Genomic DNA, 16,689 nt, shown 5'->3' with positions numbered 1-16,689 from the left:
AGTGCGAAAAATAGTAACATTTTGAAGGAGAGAAAAGGAAAATGAAAAAATGGAAAATTGCAAGTGCATTCCTAGCTTTATCATTGATGCTAGCAGGTTGTGGCTCTGACGAGGAAGCTCCTACAAAGAAGAAACGAACGTATCTGAGACGCAAAATATTGAAAGTGAAACAGAAACGAGTGAACAAGCTGCCGTTTATCCGATGACAGTTTCGTCAACGGTTGCTTCTACAGAAAATGAGGAAAAAGGAAAGATTTTTTTTGAAGATGTCACATTCGAAACAATGCCCGAAAAAATTGCCGTGTTTGATTATGGCTTTTTAGACACATTAGATGCATTAGGTGTTGAGGGAGTAGTTGGGGTTGCCCAAGACTCTAGGTTGCCGAGTCACCTAGAAAGTTATGCATATGACGATTATACGAATGTCGGAACATTAAAGAGCCCGCTGCTTGAAGATCTTGCCGAGCTTGATCCTGATGTTATCTTCATTTCAGGACGCCAATCAACTTTTTATGAAGAATTAAAGGAAATTGCTCCTGTCGTATTCGTTGGTACAACATCAGAAGACTACTGGAACACATTCTTAGCTTCAGTAGACGTTGCAACTAAAATGTTCGGTAAGGAGGCTGAAGCAGAAAAATATCTTGCTAAATTCGATACATTTTGAAGAAATTCAAGCTTTAGCTGGTAATTATGAAACTTCATTAGTTACGATGTACAACGAAGGCAATTTATCTGGATTTGGACCAAAGTCCCGTTTCGGTTATATTTATGACTTATATGGATTCCAAACGGTTACAGGAGATATAGTAGATTCTACACGACACAGATCTAACTTTGGTTTTTTGAAGCAATTTTAGAATATAATCCAGAAGTTTTATTTGTAATTGACCGTACTGCAGCAACTGGCGGGGCGTCAAATATAGCAAAAGATATGGAAAATGACATCATTAAACAAACTTAAGCTTACAAAAGTAGCCGTATCGTATATTTAGATGGTGCACTTTGGTACTTAGGTGGTAGCGGATTACAATCCGAGTTAGCGAAAATTGAAGAAATACTAGCTGAATTAAAATAATGGTTGATTAAGTAGAGGAATACCCCCCTTTGGATTCTCTATTTTAATCCTAGATGAAAAAGTTGGCTTCTGAAATAGAGGAGTCAACTTTTTTTGACTGTTAATGTTGAAAAGGATGGATAAAATAGAAGATAAAACTGTAGAAAGGAGCTTCTGATGAAACAGCCGTTTGACTATAATTCAATACTATATAATGAAGCAATATTTTATTTAGAACAAAAATGGCAGCGATCACTTAATGATCACGAAAAACAAATTCTGATTGAAGGCTACAAGTTCGGCAGGTTGGTTGAGACTGAAAACCATTGCCAAATAGGTTTCTCCGAGTAGGGGGACCTATTTTTTTAGGTTAAAACGTTAAAAGAAAATTTTTTATGAATTAGAGATACCTTCTGAACTCGTGTGTATAATGTAGAAGTGCTAATATTTTCCATGAAAATAAGGAAGGGAGAGAAGTTATGAACAATTCGCCAATCACGGGTAAGGATCGCATCATGACAATCGACATCATACGAGGCTTCGCATTGTTTGGGATTTTTTTAGTGAATATGCCTGCGTTTCATTCTCCAATATTTATGAAATCCCGTTATGGGCAGGGTATGGAATACTCTGGTGTTGATTACTGGCTAGATGTGTTATTTGCGTTATTTGTTGAAATGAAATTTTTTACGATTTTCTCGTTTTTATTTGGCCTAGGCTTTTATATTTTTATGAACCGTTCTGAAGAAAAAGGGCTCAAATGTAAAGCACTCTATCTTCGCAGGATATTTGCTTTGTTGTTGTTTGGTTTAATTCACGTTGTTGCTCTCTGGTTCGGCGATATATTGCACACATATGCTGTAGCTGGTGTGTTTCTATTATTCTTTTATAATAGGAAATTGAAAACCATCCTTATCTGGGCGTTTAGTTTGTTGGTTGTATTGAATCTGTTATTTGCACTAAATTTATTCATTCCTCGTGAGATTATCACAGAAATGGAGGAATCAACTGCAGGAGGATTTGCAGGGAGTCTGGAGAAGTATGTTGAAGTATATCAGCAAGCAGGGTATTTAGAGTGGGTGTCTTATCGTCTAGGAACAGAAGTAGGCTTCGTTGCAGTGAATTTGATCCCAGCATCCATTCCGGTATTTGCCATGTTTCTCTGCGGTTTAGCAGCAGGGAAAGCAGGTTTGTTTCATCATGTAAGCAGTCATTTGGCGTTTATAAAAAGAATTAGGTTGATCACCCTATTGATAAGCATTCCGCTTATCGCTGTGCTCGCACTATTGAAAATGGATATTCTCGATTTCGGAGTTAAGCAACTTTATGCAGTTCAACTGTTTAAGAGTTTAACAGGAACATCACTATGCTTTTTATATATAAGTGTATTGACTTTAATGCTCCAAAAAGAAACTTGGCAGAAAAGATTACGCTCGCTCGGCTACGCAGGGCAAATGGCGTTGACCAATTACTTAATGCAAACCATTGTTTCAATTGTCTTCTTTGTTGGATTTGGTTTTTATGGAAATGTCAGTTTGTTAACGGGAAGTATTCTCTGTATTTTAATCTTTGCTTTGCAAATGCTGTATAGCACATACTGGCTAAAGCATTACCGCTTCGGCCCATTTGAATGGCTGTGGCGCTCCATTACCTATATGAGATTTCAACAATTGAAACAACCCGAAGAAGTGCCTCTAAATCAGAATCAAAACACACCGATATAAGGGAAAGTCACAGTGACGCCCCGAAATTTGTCGAATGGGAGGTTAGAAGTGGAATCCGTTTATTGGTTAGTGATTCTTTTTGCCTTGATGTACGAACCGATTTTTGGCTATTTTGATTTTCAGAGGTTCAAAAAAGAAGTGAAAAATAATACAAATGCGAGGATTCAGTACTATCTCAATTGTTTGGTTAGCCTTTGGGTACCGACGCTGTTTATATTTCTAATAGTAGCCTTTACGGACCTTACATTTGCGAAAATTGGGGTCAAACTTCCGATAATAAACATCGAAACATTCGGACCAGTGATTACCTATATGGTGATTGCCTTGGCTCTCATATATTTCTTTGGTATTCTCTATTATCGGATTGGATATGCATATAGCGAAAAAATTCGAGCAAAATTAGCCGATGCAAAAGAAAAGGAAATAAAAACCGCCCCGTTCTTTATCATCCTACCGGAAACGGTCAAAGAAAAACGCTTATGGAATTATGTCTCGCTGACAGCAGGAATCACAGAGGAAGTAATTTATCGCGGATTTCTTGTTTTTGCGGTGTCGTTTTTATTTCCGGAACAATCCATTTGGCTGGTGATTTTTTTCGCATCTTTCTTATTTGGTCTCGCTCATACTTATCAAGGGGTTATGGGTGTTGTCAGAACAACTATCGTTGGACTATTCTTTTCAATCTTATATATCGGTTTAGGTTCCATTTTACCTCTTATCATCCTTCATTTTTTGGTTGATTATATTGCTAAGTTTGGGGGAGAAGAAACAGGATAACCTTTGAGTAAGGAAGGCGCTTGAATGTCAAGCGTTTTTTTGTGGAATAAGATTATTCTTTTGGTTATAAGCCCTTAAAATTCAATCAGGCTATACGTGACGAGCACCCAGTGTGGGATGAAGAAAAGCCCACTGTATAAAGTAACACTTTTAATAAAGAGGAAGCAATCGAATTCTATAATTTCACAATGTGCTAAATTCACAAATAAAAATGTTTTTTGTGCTCGTACATTTTCATGAAATTCCTTTGTTCTGACTCGTCGTGTTACTTTGAAAAGGGATTAATGTGAAAAAAAGTAGAAAACTCACCAGTTTTGGTGAGTCTTTTTATTCGTCTAATTATTGTTTAAAACGCTCATTATTCTGTCGGGCAAATGCACCGCCTTCCCGAAGAGTTTCAGCTAATGCGCGTTCAGCAAGCATTTCCATACTCATTTCTTCATTATATTGTGGTTTAGGAGATGTGTTTTTCTGCTCATATTGAGAATTTTTCTTTTCTGTCACAACCATTCCTCCTTTCTCTTGTTAGTATGTTCTTTTTAAGTAAAATAAACAAAAACAATTACAGGATAAGTCGATATGGTTTCTATATATTTTTTAGCCATTGTACTCTACATTCTTAACGATCAAAAAGGATCAAAAATAAAGAAAAAGAGGACTCTGTACGTTTGTAGCGAAACATTAGCACAAAGTGATTATTCTTTAATCTTGATTTTCTGATTTTTAAATGACCCCGAATGTTCTAGCGTGATATGTGTTTCAATTGACTTAATACTGTCTTCTCGGAGTAGGATATCTTGATCTTTCAACCTTTTCCAATTATGATTATATCTCCGGTATAGTTGATGTTCCAAGTTTAAAAAATCGATATCATGTTCTAAACCTAATTGGTATAATTGCCTCACTTCAGAAATGATTCCATCTTTAACGAATGCTTCCATGGCATCCACATTGATTGTTTTGTTTTTCATGCGATTACTTACAACCCCGTTAGCCAGGTAAAGTATGGTAAAGCGAAAGTTACCATCTTGTCTTTCGGGATTGATTTTTACGACCTGTTCTTCAAGGACCGTAATAAATTCAGGGGCTTTTTCGCTCGGCAAAAGGAGGGAAGCACGGACTGTTTCTGGCGTTAACCATCTCATCCCTTTTAATTTCTCATAGGGAAAATAACCTTTGTATTTTTGGTTTGCTAGAAAAAAAGCTCCATCAATTGTTAATTTTGCTTCCTTTTCTTTGTTTTTCTTCCACTGTGTGTCATCAATTGTCAGTGAAGGAATATAAGTTGTGCGCGCTGGGTCAAAAAACTCTCTAGCAAATTGGTTTAACTTTACTGGCTTGATAGTAGAACTTTGTTCGTATGAACTTTCTGGACTATGAAGAATCGTATTTAATGAGCTTTGATTAAAAAATCCAGTGGTTGAAAGGATATCGGTCATTTGATTTTTTGTCGCAAAAATCCATGGAGTTGATCTAAACTCGTAATAACGCGTCAAGCCATCAAAAATACTGCCCATTCCTTTTTCTAGCGCAGCTTCGCTTAAAACAATTGAAGTGACATGTGCCCAGAGAATGCGTTCTTGCGCGGTATGATAAGCTTTAAAAAAAGCATCAATAAACGTCTTCCCACTTGTCTCAGAAACATAAACGTCAGCGGGCCCTTTTTCACCACCTTCGCTTTTTGCAACTGAAGTTAATCCTAACATTTGAATATACACATAATATTCTCCATCTCGATAATCGACGCCGATGGCGGTAGCGAAGTTTTGATTTTCAATTTCACCGATGTCATGTTCACAAGCTGTAACAAAGAGGAGACAAAGAAAAAGAATAACCGAACAAGAAATGACTGATTTTCGTTTCATACTATTTTCTCCGCTTCTGAATGAATGAGATCCCAAACTTTTTCCGATCAAATGGATTCACAAATAAAGCTGCTAAATATTCTTTAATGGTTAACGAGGCAATAGGTTCAAGGTAAGCTACTTTAAATGACTCCAGATTGGATAAATAAATAAGAATACTAAAGAATCCGATAAAAAGCCCATACACACCTAAAAAAATAGCTAGTAATAAGGTATAGAGACGGAGAATACTTACAGTTCCAACCAATGATTGATTTACTAGCGTATAGCTCGCAACGGCTGTTAGTGCAATGATAACAATCATCGTTGGAGAGGCAAGACCAGCACGAATCGCCGCATCACCAATAATGATACCGCCGACAATTGAGACAGTTTGGCCAACAACGGTCGGCATTCGAACTCCCGCTTCTCTAAGTAACTCAAACAGCCCAAGAATAAAAATCGCTTCAAGTCCAATTGGTAATGGCAAACCTTCACGCGAAACAACAACGGTGGCCAATAAAGCAAACGGGAGTTGGTCAATATTCACAGAAGCCAACGACACCCAAAATCCCGGAAGGAAAATTGAAACCACTAAGCCGACAATTCGAATACATCGACCAAACAAAACAAAGTAATAAGGGAAATGAACATCCTCTGGGGATTTTATTAACTCAAATACATTGATTGGCCCAATTAATACGGAAGGAGATCCATTCACAATTAAAATAAATCTTCCACGCAACATCGATTCGATAACATAATCCGATCGGGTAACATAATCAAATAAGGGAAACAAAGAAAATGAGCGATCGGACAGCCATTGTTCTAATTGCCCACTGCTGACAACACTTTCACCGTTAAAGTCTTTAAGTCGCTTTCTAACTTCACTAATGATATCCTTATTGGCTTTATCATTTAAGTAGAGTAAGGATACCTGTGTTTTACTCAGTGAACCCATGTTAAAAGACTCGCAATAAAGCTGCTCCGTCTTCATTCTTTTCCGAATCAAAGAGATATTTACATACATTTCTTCTGTAAAACTGTCTTTCGGGCCTTTAATCGAAACTTCTGTCGTTGATTCTTGCGGATTTCGTTGTGGTACTTTGCTAATATCAAACACATGAAAGAACGGTGTTCCTTCCCGAAATATAATTAAGGATCCTGAAAATACAAGATTCAACATATCTTGCATGTTATGAATATGCTGAACAGGTGGAAGTACTTCAGAATGTCTTCGTGGTTCATTCTTACTGATACTTAAAAGAATCCGGTTAAAATACTCATTTAACTGCGTTGAATCAAGCATTCCTTTGCAATAAAAAGCTTGGAGATTATCGTCTTTTTCAATTGGAATAAATTCAATATCTGCATAGTGTTGAAAGAAATTTTTTATTTCATCGCAGGTTAATATTCCTTTTGCTAAAAAATGATTGTATTGTTTTGTGTTCATATGTTTTGGGTTCCCTTCTTCATTGGCAGGTAGCTAATAATCAATAATACTAACGAAACCAACACGGCAAAAATGAAAGCAGCTGGATAAAAGAATTTACCGACCATTGTTTGCACCCACATGTCACTTAAAGGGATTAATGTTAGTAATCCTAAAAGTAGTGAAGCGACGGCAAACACATGCTTTTTTTTAGAAGCTGGCAAATGTCCTTTTGCAATATTTGCTAGTAAGTATAGGCCCAATGAAACTCGGATAATCTCGCCACTTAGTAACTGGAATACCGCCAAAAAGTCAACATGGGAAATGTATTCTCCCAAAGTAATGAGTCGCCACTGTTCAAATGCCGGGAACCGCATATCAGCCGCAATTGCAGGACCAAATGAAGACAATGTTCCCATGGTAGGTCCAAGAATCAAGCCAACTAAAATGGAAATGAGTAAGAAAAGGTTGCCTAGCGTAAATGTTTTTTTAAAGTGATGCTGAAGAAGCAAAAGTACAAGCAAATCTGCGCTTCCACCAAGAATAATAATGGTCCCTTTGACAATAGGGGAATAGCCATCAACAAGGACAGGGAAAAGATAGGAATAGTCTTTTTCAGGAAAGGTAAACCATGCAACAAACAACCCAAGCATCCAAACAATCGGCAATAAAATTGCAGAAACATAGACAATTGATTTTAAACCACTATAAGCTGACCACGCACTAATTAGCAGGAACGGCAGCATGACAACAAAAGATGGGGTTCGAGGTAGAAAATAAATATTAACGGATTGAACTAAATCATAAAAGGAAATTGCACTAATTGCGAAAACGTAAGACGCAAGCATCACAATTACAAAGCGAGAAATTACAATTCCTGCACGTGCTTCGATCCAGTTAGATAGAGAGTGGTGCTGTTGATTCTTATTCATAATTAAATAAAGGACAAAACCCCAAAACAGTAAAAATGCATAAGCAACCAAAACGCAGATCCATGCATCCCGTTTTCCAGTTGTTAGGAGGTGAGGAAGGATAAGTACATGATTAGAAATACCTATAAAAAGAATAAGTACAAAAAATAACTGAACACGAGAAAATTGCACGCAAACACCACCAAATAAATTCCGTTGCTGTTAGGTTTTGTTGGGCATGGAAAAATATACACATCGTTTCAATGGATACATCCTTTTCTTTTATTAGAAAAGGATATATGTAGTATGTGAAAGAAAATACTTTTTTCCTTAACCTGGCTATACTTTTTAGTTTCACAAATATGACAATTCCTCCGGCTGATACATACAGGTAAAAGAAAAATTATCTAGAAATAATAATAGCTATGAAATTGCTTGAAGGAGGAAAACAGGTGAAAAAAGTATTTAGAAGGATTGGTACTCTAATTACTACATTGTTTCTTCTTATTGTAATGGCAGTAATTGTGGACATTTCAAACGATGATGACACAGATGTCACTTCCGAAAGTATGGGGGAACAAACAGTGGAGAATACAACAATTCCAATTGAAGAAAAGCAGCAGCAAGAAACCGAAGAGCAAGTTGAAGAGTCTAGTTCGGCAGAGGAGGAGGAAGTTGTAGAAGAGCCTAAGGCAAAGTCTGAAGAAAAACATCTAGAAACAATAGTATTTACAAATAAGATAGGCGAATTAGAAGCGGAAGAAGTTGCTAAGAAGGTGAAAGAAAGAGCAGAGGCTGATTGGGGAAGTGATTATGAGATGGTAAAATATCAAATGGAGAATCAAACAGCGGCTTATCAACATCTACTAAGCTTAGAGATTGATGAAGAGCACGAAGAAGTCTTATTAACAGACGCCTACCAAGAGTGGATTGGAGAATTTGACTTTGAAATGATTGAATACCAGTATGATAATCAAATGGCAGCTTATGAATGGGTACAAAATCTTAATATCGATACAGATGTAAAAAAAGAAGTGTTGAAGAATGCCCAGACCAATTGGGGAAGTGACTATGAAATGGTGAAATATGAATATGAAAACCAAATGAAGGCATATGGAGAATTATGATTTTTAAGAGTTAGAAACTTGATTCAAAGAATGAAAAAAAGACCTCACCGATACAACAATAAGTGAGGTCTATCTTTTTTACCTTATACTCCTGGGAACCAACCTGGAGTATGAATAATCGCATTCCATAATGGATCTGGAATGACTAATTCGTCTTGTTTGTTTTTGTTTATTTCAGTTATAATTTCCTTTTCTTTGCCTTCAGCGACTTTTTGGACCCAATCGGGATCAATAATGAGTTCGCGCCCAATTGCGAGTAGAGGGACACCTGTTTCAAATGCCTTGCGTGCATCTTCAGCTGTGTATATGGAACCAACACCAATCAATGGAACGCGGTTATTAATTTTTTCAAGAAGATGTTCGATTCGAGTTTTATTGAGATTCTCAACACCTCTTCTAGGTTTGGAGAAGAAATCATTTAAAGACACATGTAGATAAGCTAGGTTTTTATCGGCTAATCTATCTACTAATTGTAAGGTATCTCCCATCGTAATTCCTGGTGTTTCTGGCTCTTCGGGGGAGAATCTATATCCAACAATAAAGGATGATGATGCATGTTCTTTAACCACTTTTTGAACCTCGTCAACGACAGCAAGTGGAAATGTCATTCGTTTTTCTAAACTTCCTCCAAAGCGATCCTCACGACGATTAGAATGTGGGGAGAAAAATTGCTGAATCAAATAGCCATTTGCTCCATGAATTTCCACACCATCATATCCGGCTTCAATCGCACGGCGAGTCGTTTCTCCAAACGCTTTAATCATGTCTTCTACTTCAGCTTCTGTTAATGGTCGTGGTATGACATTCGGTTCTTCGGTTGAAACTCCGCCACTTTCAGCAGGCACATCACTAGCACTGACAAGTTCTCCGTTTGGAACTAGGTTTGGCGGGCACATTCTACCACCATGGAAAATTTGCAGTATTGCTTTTGCGCCTTGTTCTTTTATTGCACTAGCCAAGCGCTTTAAACTCGGAATCATGTCGTCATTGTCACCGGCAAATTCCCCAGGGAACCCTTTTCCATTTGGTGTGACATATGTACAAGCAGTGATGACCATACTAACACCACTTGAACGGCGAGCATAATAATTAACTTCAGCATCTGACACGGAACCATCTGAATTAGATGAAAAATTAGTCATCGGAGCCATTACAATGCGATTTTTTAATTCAACGCCATTGGGAAGCGTAAAGCTGGTAAGCAATAATTGATTATGTTGAGTCATATATACGTTTCCTCCAAATTCTTATAAATCACAGGAGAAATGGGTGAAACCATTTCCCTTTATTAACTTTAACAATTCATCTTCATCTTATGAAATCATCTGCTTGAGTCAATTTTTTAAAATATCAGCTTTGATGAAGAGAGTTACTTACACATTGTGCTAAATTCAAATAAGAAAGTGCAAAAAAACTCGCTCATCATGGATGCTTCATACTTTTATAAACTCCCGTTCCAGCAGTTAAGAAAGACAAATAGCGTGTTTTACGAAGAGATTGACACAAAAATCGTTTGAAAAGGCAAGTGCCTAAACAACTATTGCGTAACTTACATATGATTCAATAACTGCTACTATTTTACAATTGTGGCAGTTCGTATAATGAAGAATAGGGAACCCCTTTTCAACAAGAGCCCATTTTGAAATGAAATGGGCATTTGCCATTTCGAAATGGACGGAATTTCATATAGTAATAACAAAGAAATAAGGAGGTGTTGTTAAATGAGTGGTGGATACGCAGGAGGAGGCTTTGCCTTAATTGTCGTACTATTTATCCTCCTTATTATTGTTGGATCAGCTTACGTTGGCTTCGGTTACTAAAACGAGACTAAACAAATAAAAAATTATTAGGAGGGTGTTATAATGGGCTTCGGATATGGTCCTGGTTTCGGCTGCGGTGGTTACGGCTATGGTCGTGGATTTGGCTACGGCGGTGGCTTTGCGCTAATCGTTGTATTGTTCATCCTTTTAATCATCATCGGTGCAGCTTGGCTGTAAACAATTAAAGCATAGAGAAGTTTCCTAAACAAATCCCGGAACCATAATAAATGGATTCGGGATTTGTTATTTTGAAATTGGCGATAAATCGCTTGTTTATCGTTTTTTTGCTGGAGTTTTAAATAAAGATAGAAAATTCCTCGCGAATAAATTGAATAGGTGGGAGTGGGAACCGCGGTGGGATTTTTGATAAAAGCGTTAAAAGAATAGGTTAACTAGTTTGTCTTGTAAAATTAATAGGAGCAGCCGCGTGAAATCAAACCGTCTATAGGATAGAAAGAAGACCGGGGAAAAAGTCTAACCAACCAACGTTTGTATGACAGACAGAAAGCAGAGTTCCCGCGAGAAAACGGTCTCCTAACTAGGGTTTGAAAGACAGAAAGCAGAGTTCCCGCGAAGAAACAGTCTCCCAACCAACGCTTGAAAGTCAGAATAAAACGCTAGCGAACAATACTACTTATAATAAGTATTTCTTTTGTTCCCCATCATGTTATAGTCTTTTTGCAAAACCCGGTTGATTGTTTTTATAGATAGTTCTGAATTACACCATTCGTAGGCACTTTGTGTCGTAATTTTATGGTCGGGGAATAGTAGTTTTAATTCTTGTACATTCCGAAAAACCGCTTCTTGAATTTTTTCTTGGCCCCCACAAACCTCTCAAACAATATAACTTTACCTTAATACTGAAGGATTTACATAATTTGCAATAAATGCCTTTTTGTAATTGCTTATATTCGTATTCCGGTAAGAGTGAATAAGGATTCTTATGTTGATGTAGTGCAAATAATGTTTGAGCAAGCTTTTTGTGTCCATCATTTAATTTAGAGGGTGCTTTATTTAACTCAGCCACGAAACGTGAGACTTGGGTTGGGAAAACAATTGGTAAATCTTTGGGGGCTTGATACAAAGTGAATACTGGATTGATAAAAATAATGGAAGGATCAACAAGGTGATTTTGCTTGTGGATTTGAAAATTGACGGAATAACGTTGTACTCCTTATTAATTGATCTACTGGATTTTTGCGCTCATGGCCAGTCGTCAAAGAATATAGTTTGTTCGCTTCCATGAATTGTGCTTTGGGTAATAATCAACTTATCTAGTTGGATAAAAGAGTTATTCACTTCTAGTAGCATGTCGTAAAAATTAACTTTCTTGGTTTAAACCATCTACTAATCGATCAAACTTTACCTCGCCCTCGTAACCCTTTTCAAGATTAGTATAGAAAAACTTTTCCTTTTCACTTAACTTCATCCTGGTGTTTACACTCTGCATAATTAGTAAGTCTAAGGATTCACAACGGTCTTTTAGTAACATATGTCACTTCCTTTATTTATGTATAATCTAATCTTATAAAAATAGGTCTCTTAGAGTATGTAGTTATTACAATTAATATAAGAGTAATGGGCACGCAACCCATTACTCTATGCAAATCTAAAATATCCACAAACCTATCAGTGTCGACAGAATCAACCCGACCATTACTGGTACGAAACTTTTCCTTACGAGTTCCATGACGGGAACCTTGGCGAAACCGGCTACAGCGACGAGGGAAGACCAAGCGATTAAGGTTCCGCCTCCTACCCAAATTGAGCCCATTTGGCCGATGGCCGACAATGTTTCGGGGGCGACGCCAACACTGTTGCCTAAAGCGCCCGATAAAGAGCCTACTAGCGGTAGCCCTGAAAATCCGGAACCGTCTAATCCGGTGATGATCCCAATTAACAGGATGCCAAATCCCGAAATAAAAGCACTTTCTGGAATGAACTGTTGTCCTGCAACAACTAGATCAAATAAAAAAGTAGGCGAGTCACCTTCGGTGATACCGAGAATTCTACCTGAAAGTTCACCGCTTCCGATAAAGAAAAAACCGGCAATTGGGATGACAGGACCCATCGCTTTAAAAGCGAATAAGAAACCTTTAATGATATTGTTACTAACGTTATCAAGTGAAGTTCGAGGATTTTTAAACATGGAAGCAGCGATTAACAGTAGTGCCGAAGCTCCTCCAATTAACGCTGCACCAGTTCCCCCTTCAACCGATGGAATAATGTCAGAAAACTTCGCGAGAAACATGTAACCAATGATGATGAGAAACGTAAGCGGTACTAGGATTGCAAAGAGTAAACTGTATTTGCTTTTTTGAGTATCCAACGTTTCAGCTGTTTCATCCAGTTGTTCCTCTGACTGATCGAGTTTTTCCCAATTTGTTAGGTGCTCATTTGATGGTGGTAAAATTTGTTTCCTTAATGTCAAATAGGCAATGACGATTGCAACAATTCCGGTAATGATGGATAAAACAAACGCTCGGTCGGCGACAGCGCCAACACTAACTCCAGCTGCTGTTGCTGTTAGGGTTGGCGCAATTTGGATGACATAATCCGAAGAAAGCGCCATACCTTGACCTGCTAGGGAAATCGCAATCGCAGCCCCAACTGGGGGCAGACCAGCACGAATTGCCACTGGAATCAGCAAGGCACCCACTAATGGAACGGCTGGTGTTGGCCAAAAAAACAAGGAAATTGCGTAGGTAACGAAAATCAGTGTCCAAAACGAGATATGGCCATTTTTCATCACTCGTTGAAATGGGGTAATCATCTGTTTGTCTGTACCGAGAGATTTCAACGAATGTAATAAAGCAGTCATGATGGTGATAATGAGGAAAATATTGAATAACTCGCCTGCAGCAACTAAACTCGCATTAAAAATGGACTGCAATCCAGTGGTCAAAGACCCAGTGAAAATCCACCCAACTAAAAAAGTAACAATAATCGAGGGTACCACTACATTTTGCCTTAGCAGCATTGTTAGAATTATGATGCATGTTCCAATTAAATACATCCAATGTGCTGCTGTTAATTCCATTTATATAAACCCCCCAGAGAAACTAAACTAGCAAAAAATCTACCGTAAAACAGCATATGCTTTTAGCTGGGCGGAGGTGAATGACGAGAAAAGAAGGTGGGGAATAGCTTAGTATGTAAAAAAATAACGGAGAGGTAGAATAGGATTCCTTTTAAAAAAGAAAAACGATAGTAGTGGTAAGTGATTTCACACGAATAATTGATAGCAGAAACGAGTGTTGGTATGAAAAAAGTAACTTTTATTTCCTCATATCTAGTAATAATTGACAGAACAAAACACTTTGGACTTTATAAGCCAAAGCGTTTTGTTCTAGATTGTCCAAATAATAGGGAATTGTGGATAACGACAACACACAGTAGTAGAGAATGAATTTTATTCAGCTAGTATAAAGGCGTCCGTGATTCCTGCCTTTTTAACTTCTTCCAACCTACGCTCAGCATTTTCTCGATTCGAAAAAGCGCCTGCTTGGACTCGATACCATATGTCTCCTGAAACAGAAACGGTTTGGACAAAAGATTCAATTCGTTTTGAACGCAGAAAGTCAACACGGTCGTCCGCATTCACTTTTGCTTTGAAAGAGCCTGCAATGACTTTAAAGACCGTGTCATTTCCCGGATCGGTTCCTCCACTTTCTTTATGCTTCAAATTAAATGCTTTGGCGATGCCGTTAGCATGGGCTTGAGCCACTTTTTGACGCCAAGACGACTGTTTCATCAAAGCAGCATCTTGGGCGTTATCGATAAACCCATTTTCGGTTAATAGGGCATCCATACTTGACTCTCGCAAAACATGATAGTCTGCTTTTTTCTTGCCACGATTAGGTAATTGATTCAACTTGATTACCTCAGCATGAATGATATCCCGGTAACGGGCTGTTCGCGAAGAATTCGACAGGCTTGAATGAATATAGTCTTCATAACCCCTAGCTGTACGATTAAAAGCATTACAGTGAATTGATAAATAAAAGTCGGCACCCCAAGCATTTGCTTCATTTGTACGCTGATTAAGGCTTTTGGTGCTATCCCCTGTGCGACTCATCCTAATTTGAACATTTTCATATTGATTTGTAAGAATGGAGCGAATTCTTAACGCAATATCTAAAGTGATGTCTTTTTCCTGTAATCCATTTCCCTGTGCCCCTGAATCAGAACCACCATGTCCTGGGTCTAAATATATTTTCACCGTATCCCTCCATTTTCGGCTAAATTAAACACTTACCCTATATATATATGGCAAATTAATCATAATGGCTTGGACAGTTGCGCACTTTTATTAACTTACCTAGTTAATAAAAGATTTTAATTCAAAAAACAAAATGGTGTTTAATTCAATATTGGGAAACTTTTACATTAACATCAGGTCAATCTGGACTGAAATAGCAATGGTTTTTGAAGATTCATGAAACCAACTGAACAGTAGATGAGGCTTTAAGAGATTTTGTTGAAATGAAATATAGGCAATTATAACCATTTTTTTGAATTAACTGAAAACTATCTATGAACGCAAGAGGTTTTCTGGTATGATACTAGTAATAGAACAAACGTTCTTTGGAGGGTGGTGATTATGGCATTTTACCTAAGTGTTCATAAGTATGGAAGATACTATATTTAGAGAACCCATAGGAAAAAACGGTGTTTTATGGCACGTATTTTGAAAAAAGATATTTTTATAACCCATTCTTGTCCCTTTTAAGAAACACTTTCATATTTATATAGTGAATATCTTTTAAAGGAGGAAGAGTAAAATGATAGAAAAACAAGTAAAGTTAATTCCCTATACGGTTCAGTCCATTGTCGAACATACAAATGAAACACCTGTAGGAGTAAAATTGGTACAAGCACCTGAAATCTGGGAGAAAAGTAAATATGGAGATGGAGTGGTAGTTGCTGTTATTGACACAGGTCTAGACACTGGCCATCCTGATTTAAAAGACCGGATTATCGGAGGGAGAAATTTCACAACCGACTACCGAGGAAATGAAGCTCAATATGAAGACAATAACGGTCATGGCACCCATGTAGCGGGGACCATTGCGGCTAGTTTGAATCAGCAGGGAGTTGCAGGGGTTGCTCCTAAAGCACAACTTTTAGGTTTGAAAGCATTAACTGGTACTGGTTCAGGGAATTATCAATGGATTATCAATGCAATCAACTATGCAGTAGAATGGCGTGGTGAACAGAATGAAAAAGTCCGAGTGATTTGCATGTCACTGGGTGGCCCGGAGGATGTTTCTGAACTTCATCAAGCGATTCAAAATGCTGTAGCGCAAAATATATCGGTCGTTGTCGCAGCAGGAAATGAAGGGGATGGCCAAGAAGAAACATATGAGTATGCTTATCCTGGTGCTTATAATGAGGTCATATCAGTCGGGGCTGTGAGCATGGATTTACAATTAGCTCCGTTTACGAACACACATGATGAAATTGACCTTGTTGCTCCTGGGGTTGAAGTGATGTCAACGTACCCTGACAATAAATATGCGAAACTATCAGGAACGTCGATGGCAGCCCCACATATTGCAGGTGCTATAGCGTTGCTAATTAATTTGTGTGAAAAAGAGTTTAATCGGTCTTTGAGTGAGGCTGAGATATATGCTCAACTCATTCGCCGGACGTTGCCACTTGGTTTCCGGAAAAGTTCGGAGGGAAATGGCTTCCTGAAGCTCAATTTGTTAGATCAAATAACTGAGCGGATGAATATGGAAGAAGGGACAAGTAGTGTTTCTTAATAGAAAAGGATTTTAGTTTTAAACCACTAATTTAGTTTAGTGGTTTTTTGTGCGACGGGCAGTCGCATTGAGTGTTGACTGAAGTCAACACTCTTCTTGCAGTTTCGGACAGAGACGTCATTTCGATGAAACGACTGAAAGAAGAAAATGTAATAGAATCCCAGATGGTGAAAGTCCATCCCCGAGGAGACTGACCTAGCTCGGGAAGCTTAATCTAGGGCAGCACCCG

At 37.9% G+C, this 16,689-nt stretch carries 13 protein-coding genes and 2 pseudogenes; 7 read left to right on the top strand and 8 right to left on the bottom strand.

The genetic code is table 11. From position 1 onward, the window contains the following. Positions 1–41 precede the first annotated feature (41 nt). The 3 genes and pseudogenes from M3182_RS26500 to M3182_RS12515 all read left to right on the top strand — a co-directional run bounded on the left by M3182_RS26500 (position 42) and on the right by M3182_RS12515 (position 3,558). Positions 42–1,078 (top strand): annotated as a pseudogene (locus tag M3182_RS26500) (siderophore ABC transporter substrate-binding protein). 458 nt (positions 1,079–1,536) lie between these two features. Further along, complete coding sequence (locus tag M3182_RS12520; RefSeq protein ID WP_251558263.1) at positions 1,537–2,781, top strand: DUF418 domain-containing protein; 1,245 nt, start codon at positions 1,537–1,539, stop codon at positions 2,779–2,781. A gap of 48 nt (positions 2,782–2,829) precedes the next feature. Beyond that, a complete protein-coding gene (locus tag M3182_RS12515; protein WP_251558261.1) occupies positions 2,830–3,558 on the top strand; it encodes a CPBP family intramembrane glutamic endopeptidase in 729 nt (242 codons plus the stop codon). Between the two features lie 339 nt (positions 3,559–3,897). On the opposite strand, the gene M3182_RS12510 is transcribed toward M3182_RS12515, so the two are convergent. The 4 genes from M3182_RS12510 to M3182_RS12495 all read right to left on the bottom strand — a co-directional run bounded on the left by M3182_RS12510 (position 3,898) and on the right by M3182_RS12495 (position 7,937). After that, positions 3,898–4,062: a hypothetical protein gene (locus tag M3182_RS12510; RefSeq protein WP_251427591.1), complete on the bottom strand. Its 165-nt coding sequence runs from the start codon at positions 4,060–4,062 to the stop codon at positions 3,898–3,900. Positions 4,063–4,253: 191 nt separating this feature from the next. After that, the gene (locus M3182_RS12505) at positions 4,254–5,423 is read right to left on the bottom strand and encodes a Ger(x)C family spore germination protein (RefSeq protein WP_251558259.1); all 1,170 of its coding nucleotides are present in this window, start codon (positions 5,421–5,423) and stop codon (positions 4,254–4,256) included. Position 5,424: 1 nt separating this feature from the next. Beyond that, the gene (locus M3182_RS12500) at positions 5,425–6,855 is read right to left on the bottom strand and encodes a spore germination protein (protein WP_251558257.1); all 1,431 of its coding nucleotides are present in this window, start codon (positions 6,853–6,855) and stop codon (positions 5,425–5,427) included. Next, a complete protein-coding gene (locus M3182_RS12495; protein ID WP_251558256.1) occupies positions 6,852–7,937 on the bottom strand; it encodes an endospore germination permease in 1,086 nt (361 codons plus the stop codon). Before M3182_RS12495 ends, M3182_RS12500 begins: the two co-directional genes overlap by 4 nt. Positions 7,938–8,197: 260 nt before the next feature. Between M3182_RS12495 and M3182_RS12490 the strand changes: the two genes are divergently transcribed. Next, positions 8,198–8,872 (top strand): hypothetical protein, encoded by a 675-nt coding sequence (locus tag M3182_RS12490; RefSeq protein ID WP_251558254.1) that lies wholly within the window; start codon positions 8,198–8,200, stop codon positions 8,870–8,872. 83 nt (positions 8,873–8,955) lie between these two features. Here the strand turns inward: M3182_RS12490 and M3182_RS12485 are convergent, their stop codons facing one another. After that, positions 8,956–10,098: an NADH-dependent flavin oxidoreductase gene (locus M3182_RS12485; RefSeq protein WP_251427605.1), complete on the bottom strand. Its 1,143-nt coding sequence runs from the start codon at positions 10,096–10,098 to the stop codon at positions 8,956–8,958. A 495-nt stretch (positions 10,099–10,593) separates the two neighbouring features. On the opposite strand from M3182_RS12485, the gene M3182_RS12480 reads away from it, so the two are divergent. After that, positions 10,594–10,692 (top strand): YjcZ family sporulation protein, encoded by a 99-nt coding sequence (locus M3182_RS12480; protein ID WP_251427607.1) that lies wholly within the window; start codon positions 10,594–10,596, stop codon positions 10,690–10,692. A 105-nt stretch (positions 10,693–10,797) separates the two neighbouring features. After that, a pseudogene (locus M3182_RS26165) lies at positions 10,798–10,869 on the top strand (YjcZ family sporulation protein); the annotation flags it as partial. 1,144 nt (positions 10,870–12,013) lie between these two features. Here the strand turns inward: M3182_RS26165 and M3182_RS12470 are convergent. The 3 genes from M3182_RS12470 to M3182_RS12460 all read right to left on the bottom strand — a co-directional run bounded on the left by M3182_RS12470 (position 12,014) and on the right by M3182_RS12460 (position 14,914). Next, the gene (locus M3182_RS12470) at positions 12,014–12,184 is read right to left on the bottom strand and encodes a hypothetical protein (protein WP_251427611.1); all 171 of its coding nucleotides are present in this window, start codon (positions 12,182–12,184) and stop codon (positions 12,014–12,016) included. 117 nt (positions 12,185–12,301) lie between these two features. Beyond that, positions 12,302–13,732, bottom strand: coding sequence for a hypothetical protein (locus M3182_RS12465; RefSeq protein WP_251427613.1), 1,431 nt, complete (start codon positions 13,730–13,732; stop codon positions 12,302–12,304). Between the two features lie 372 nt (positions 13,733–14,104). Next, complete coding sequence (locus M3182_RS12460; protein WP_251427616.1) at positions 14,105–14,914, bottom strand: N-acetylmuramoyl-L-alanine amidase; 810 nt, start codon at positions 14,912–14,914, stop codon at positions 14,105–14,107. A gap of 562 nt (positions 14,915–15,476) precedes the next feature. Between M3182_RS12460 and M3182_RS12455 the strand changes: the two genes are divergently transcribed. Beyond that, complete coding sequence (locus M3182_RS12455; RefSeq protein ID WP_251427619.1) at positions 15,477–16,460, top strand: S8 family peptidase; 984 nt, start codon at positions 15,477–15,479, stop codon at positions 16,458–16,460. Positions 16,461–16,689 lie beyond the last annotated feature (229 nt).

It is taken from the genome of Mesobacillus maritimus (genome assembly GCF_023715205.1).
In the GTDB taxonomy this organism is placed as follows: Bacteria; Bacillota; Bacilli; order Bacillales; family Cytobacillaceae; genus Mesobacillus_B; species Mesobacillus_B maritimus_C.
This window is presented reverse-complemented; position numbering and strand designations above follow the sequence as displayed.

Excerpts from the sequence above, each read along its gene's own strand:
- M3182_RS12520 (WP_251558263.1), top strand. The coding sequence starts at position 1,537 with ATGAACAATTCGCCAATCACGGGTAAGGATCGCATCATGACAATCGAC.
- M3182_RS12505 (WP_251558259.1), bottom strand. The coding sequence starts at position 5,423 with ATGAAACGAAAATCAGTCATTTCTTGTTCGGTTATTCTTTTTCTTTGT.
- M3182_RS12500 (WP_251558257.1), bottom strand. The coding sequence starts at position 6,855 with ATGAACACAAAACAATACAATCATTTTTTAGCAAAAGGAATATTAACC.
- M3182_RS12485 (WP_251427605.1), bottom strand. The coding sequence starts at position 10,098 with ATGACTCAACATAATCAATTATTGCTTACCAGCTTTACGCTTCCCAAT.
- M3182_RS12480 (WP_251427607.1), top strand. The coding sequence starts at position 10,594 with ATGAGTGGTGGATACGCAGGAGGAGGCTTTGCCTTAATTGTCGTACTA.
- M3182_RS12470 (WP_251427611.1), bottom strand. The coding sequence starts at position 12,184 with ATGTTACTAAAAGACCGTTGTGAATCCTTAGACTTACTAATTATGCAG.
- M3182_RS12465 (WP_251427613.1), bottom strand. The coding sequence starts at position 13,732 with ATGGAATTAACAGCAGCACATTGGATGTATTTAATTGGAACATGCATC.
- M3182_RS12455 (WP_251427619.1), top strand. The coding sequence starts at position 15,477 with ATGATAGAAAAACAAGTAAAGTTAATTCCCTATACGGTTCAGTCCATT.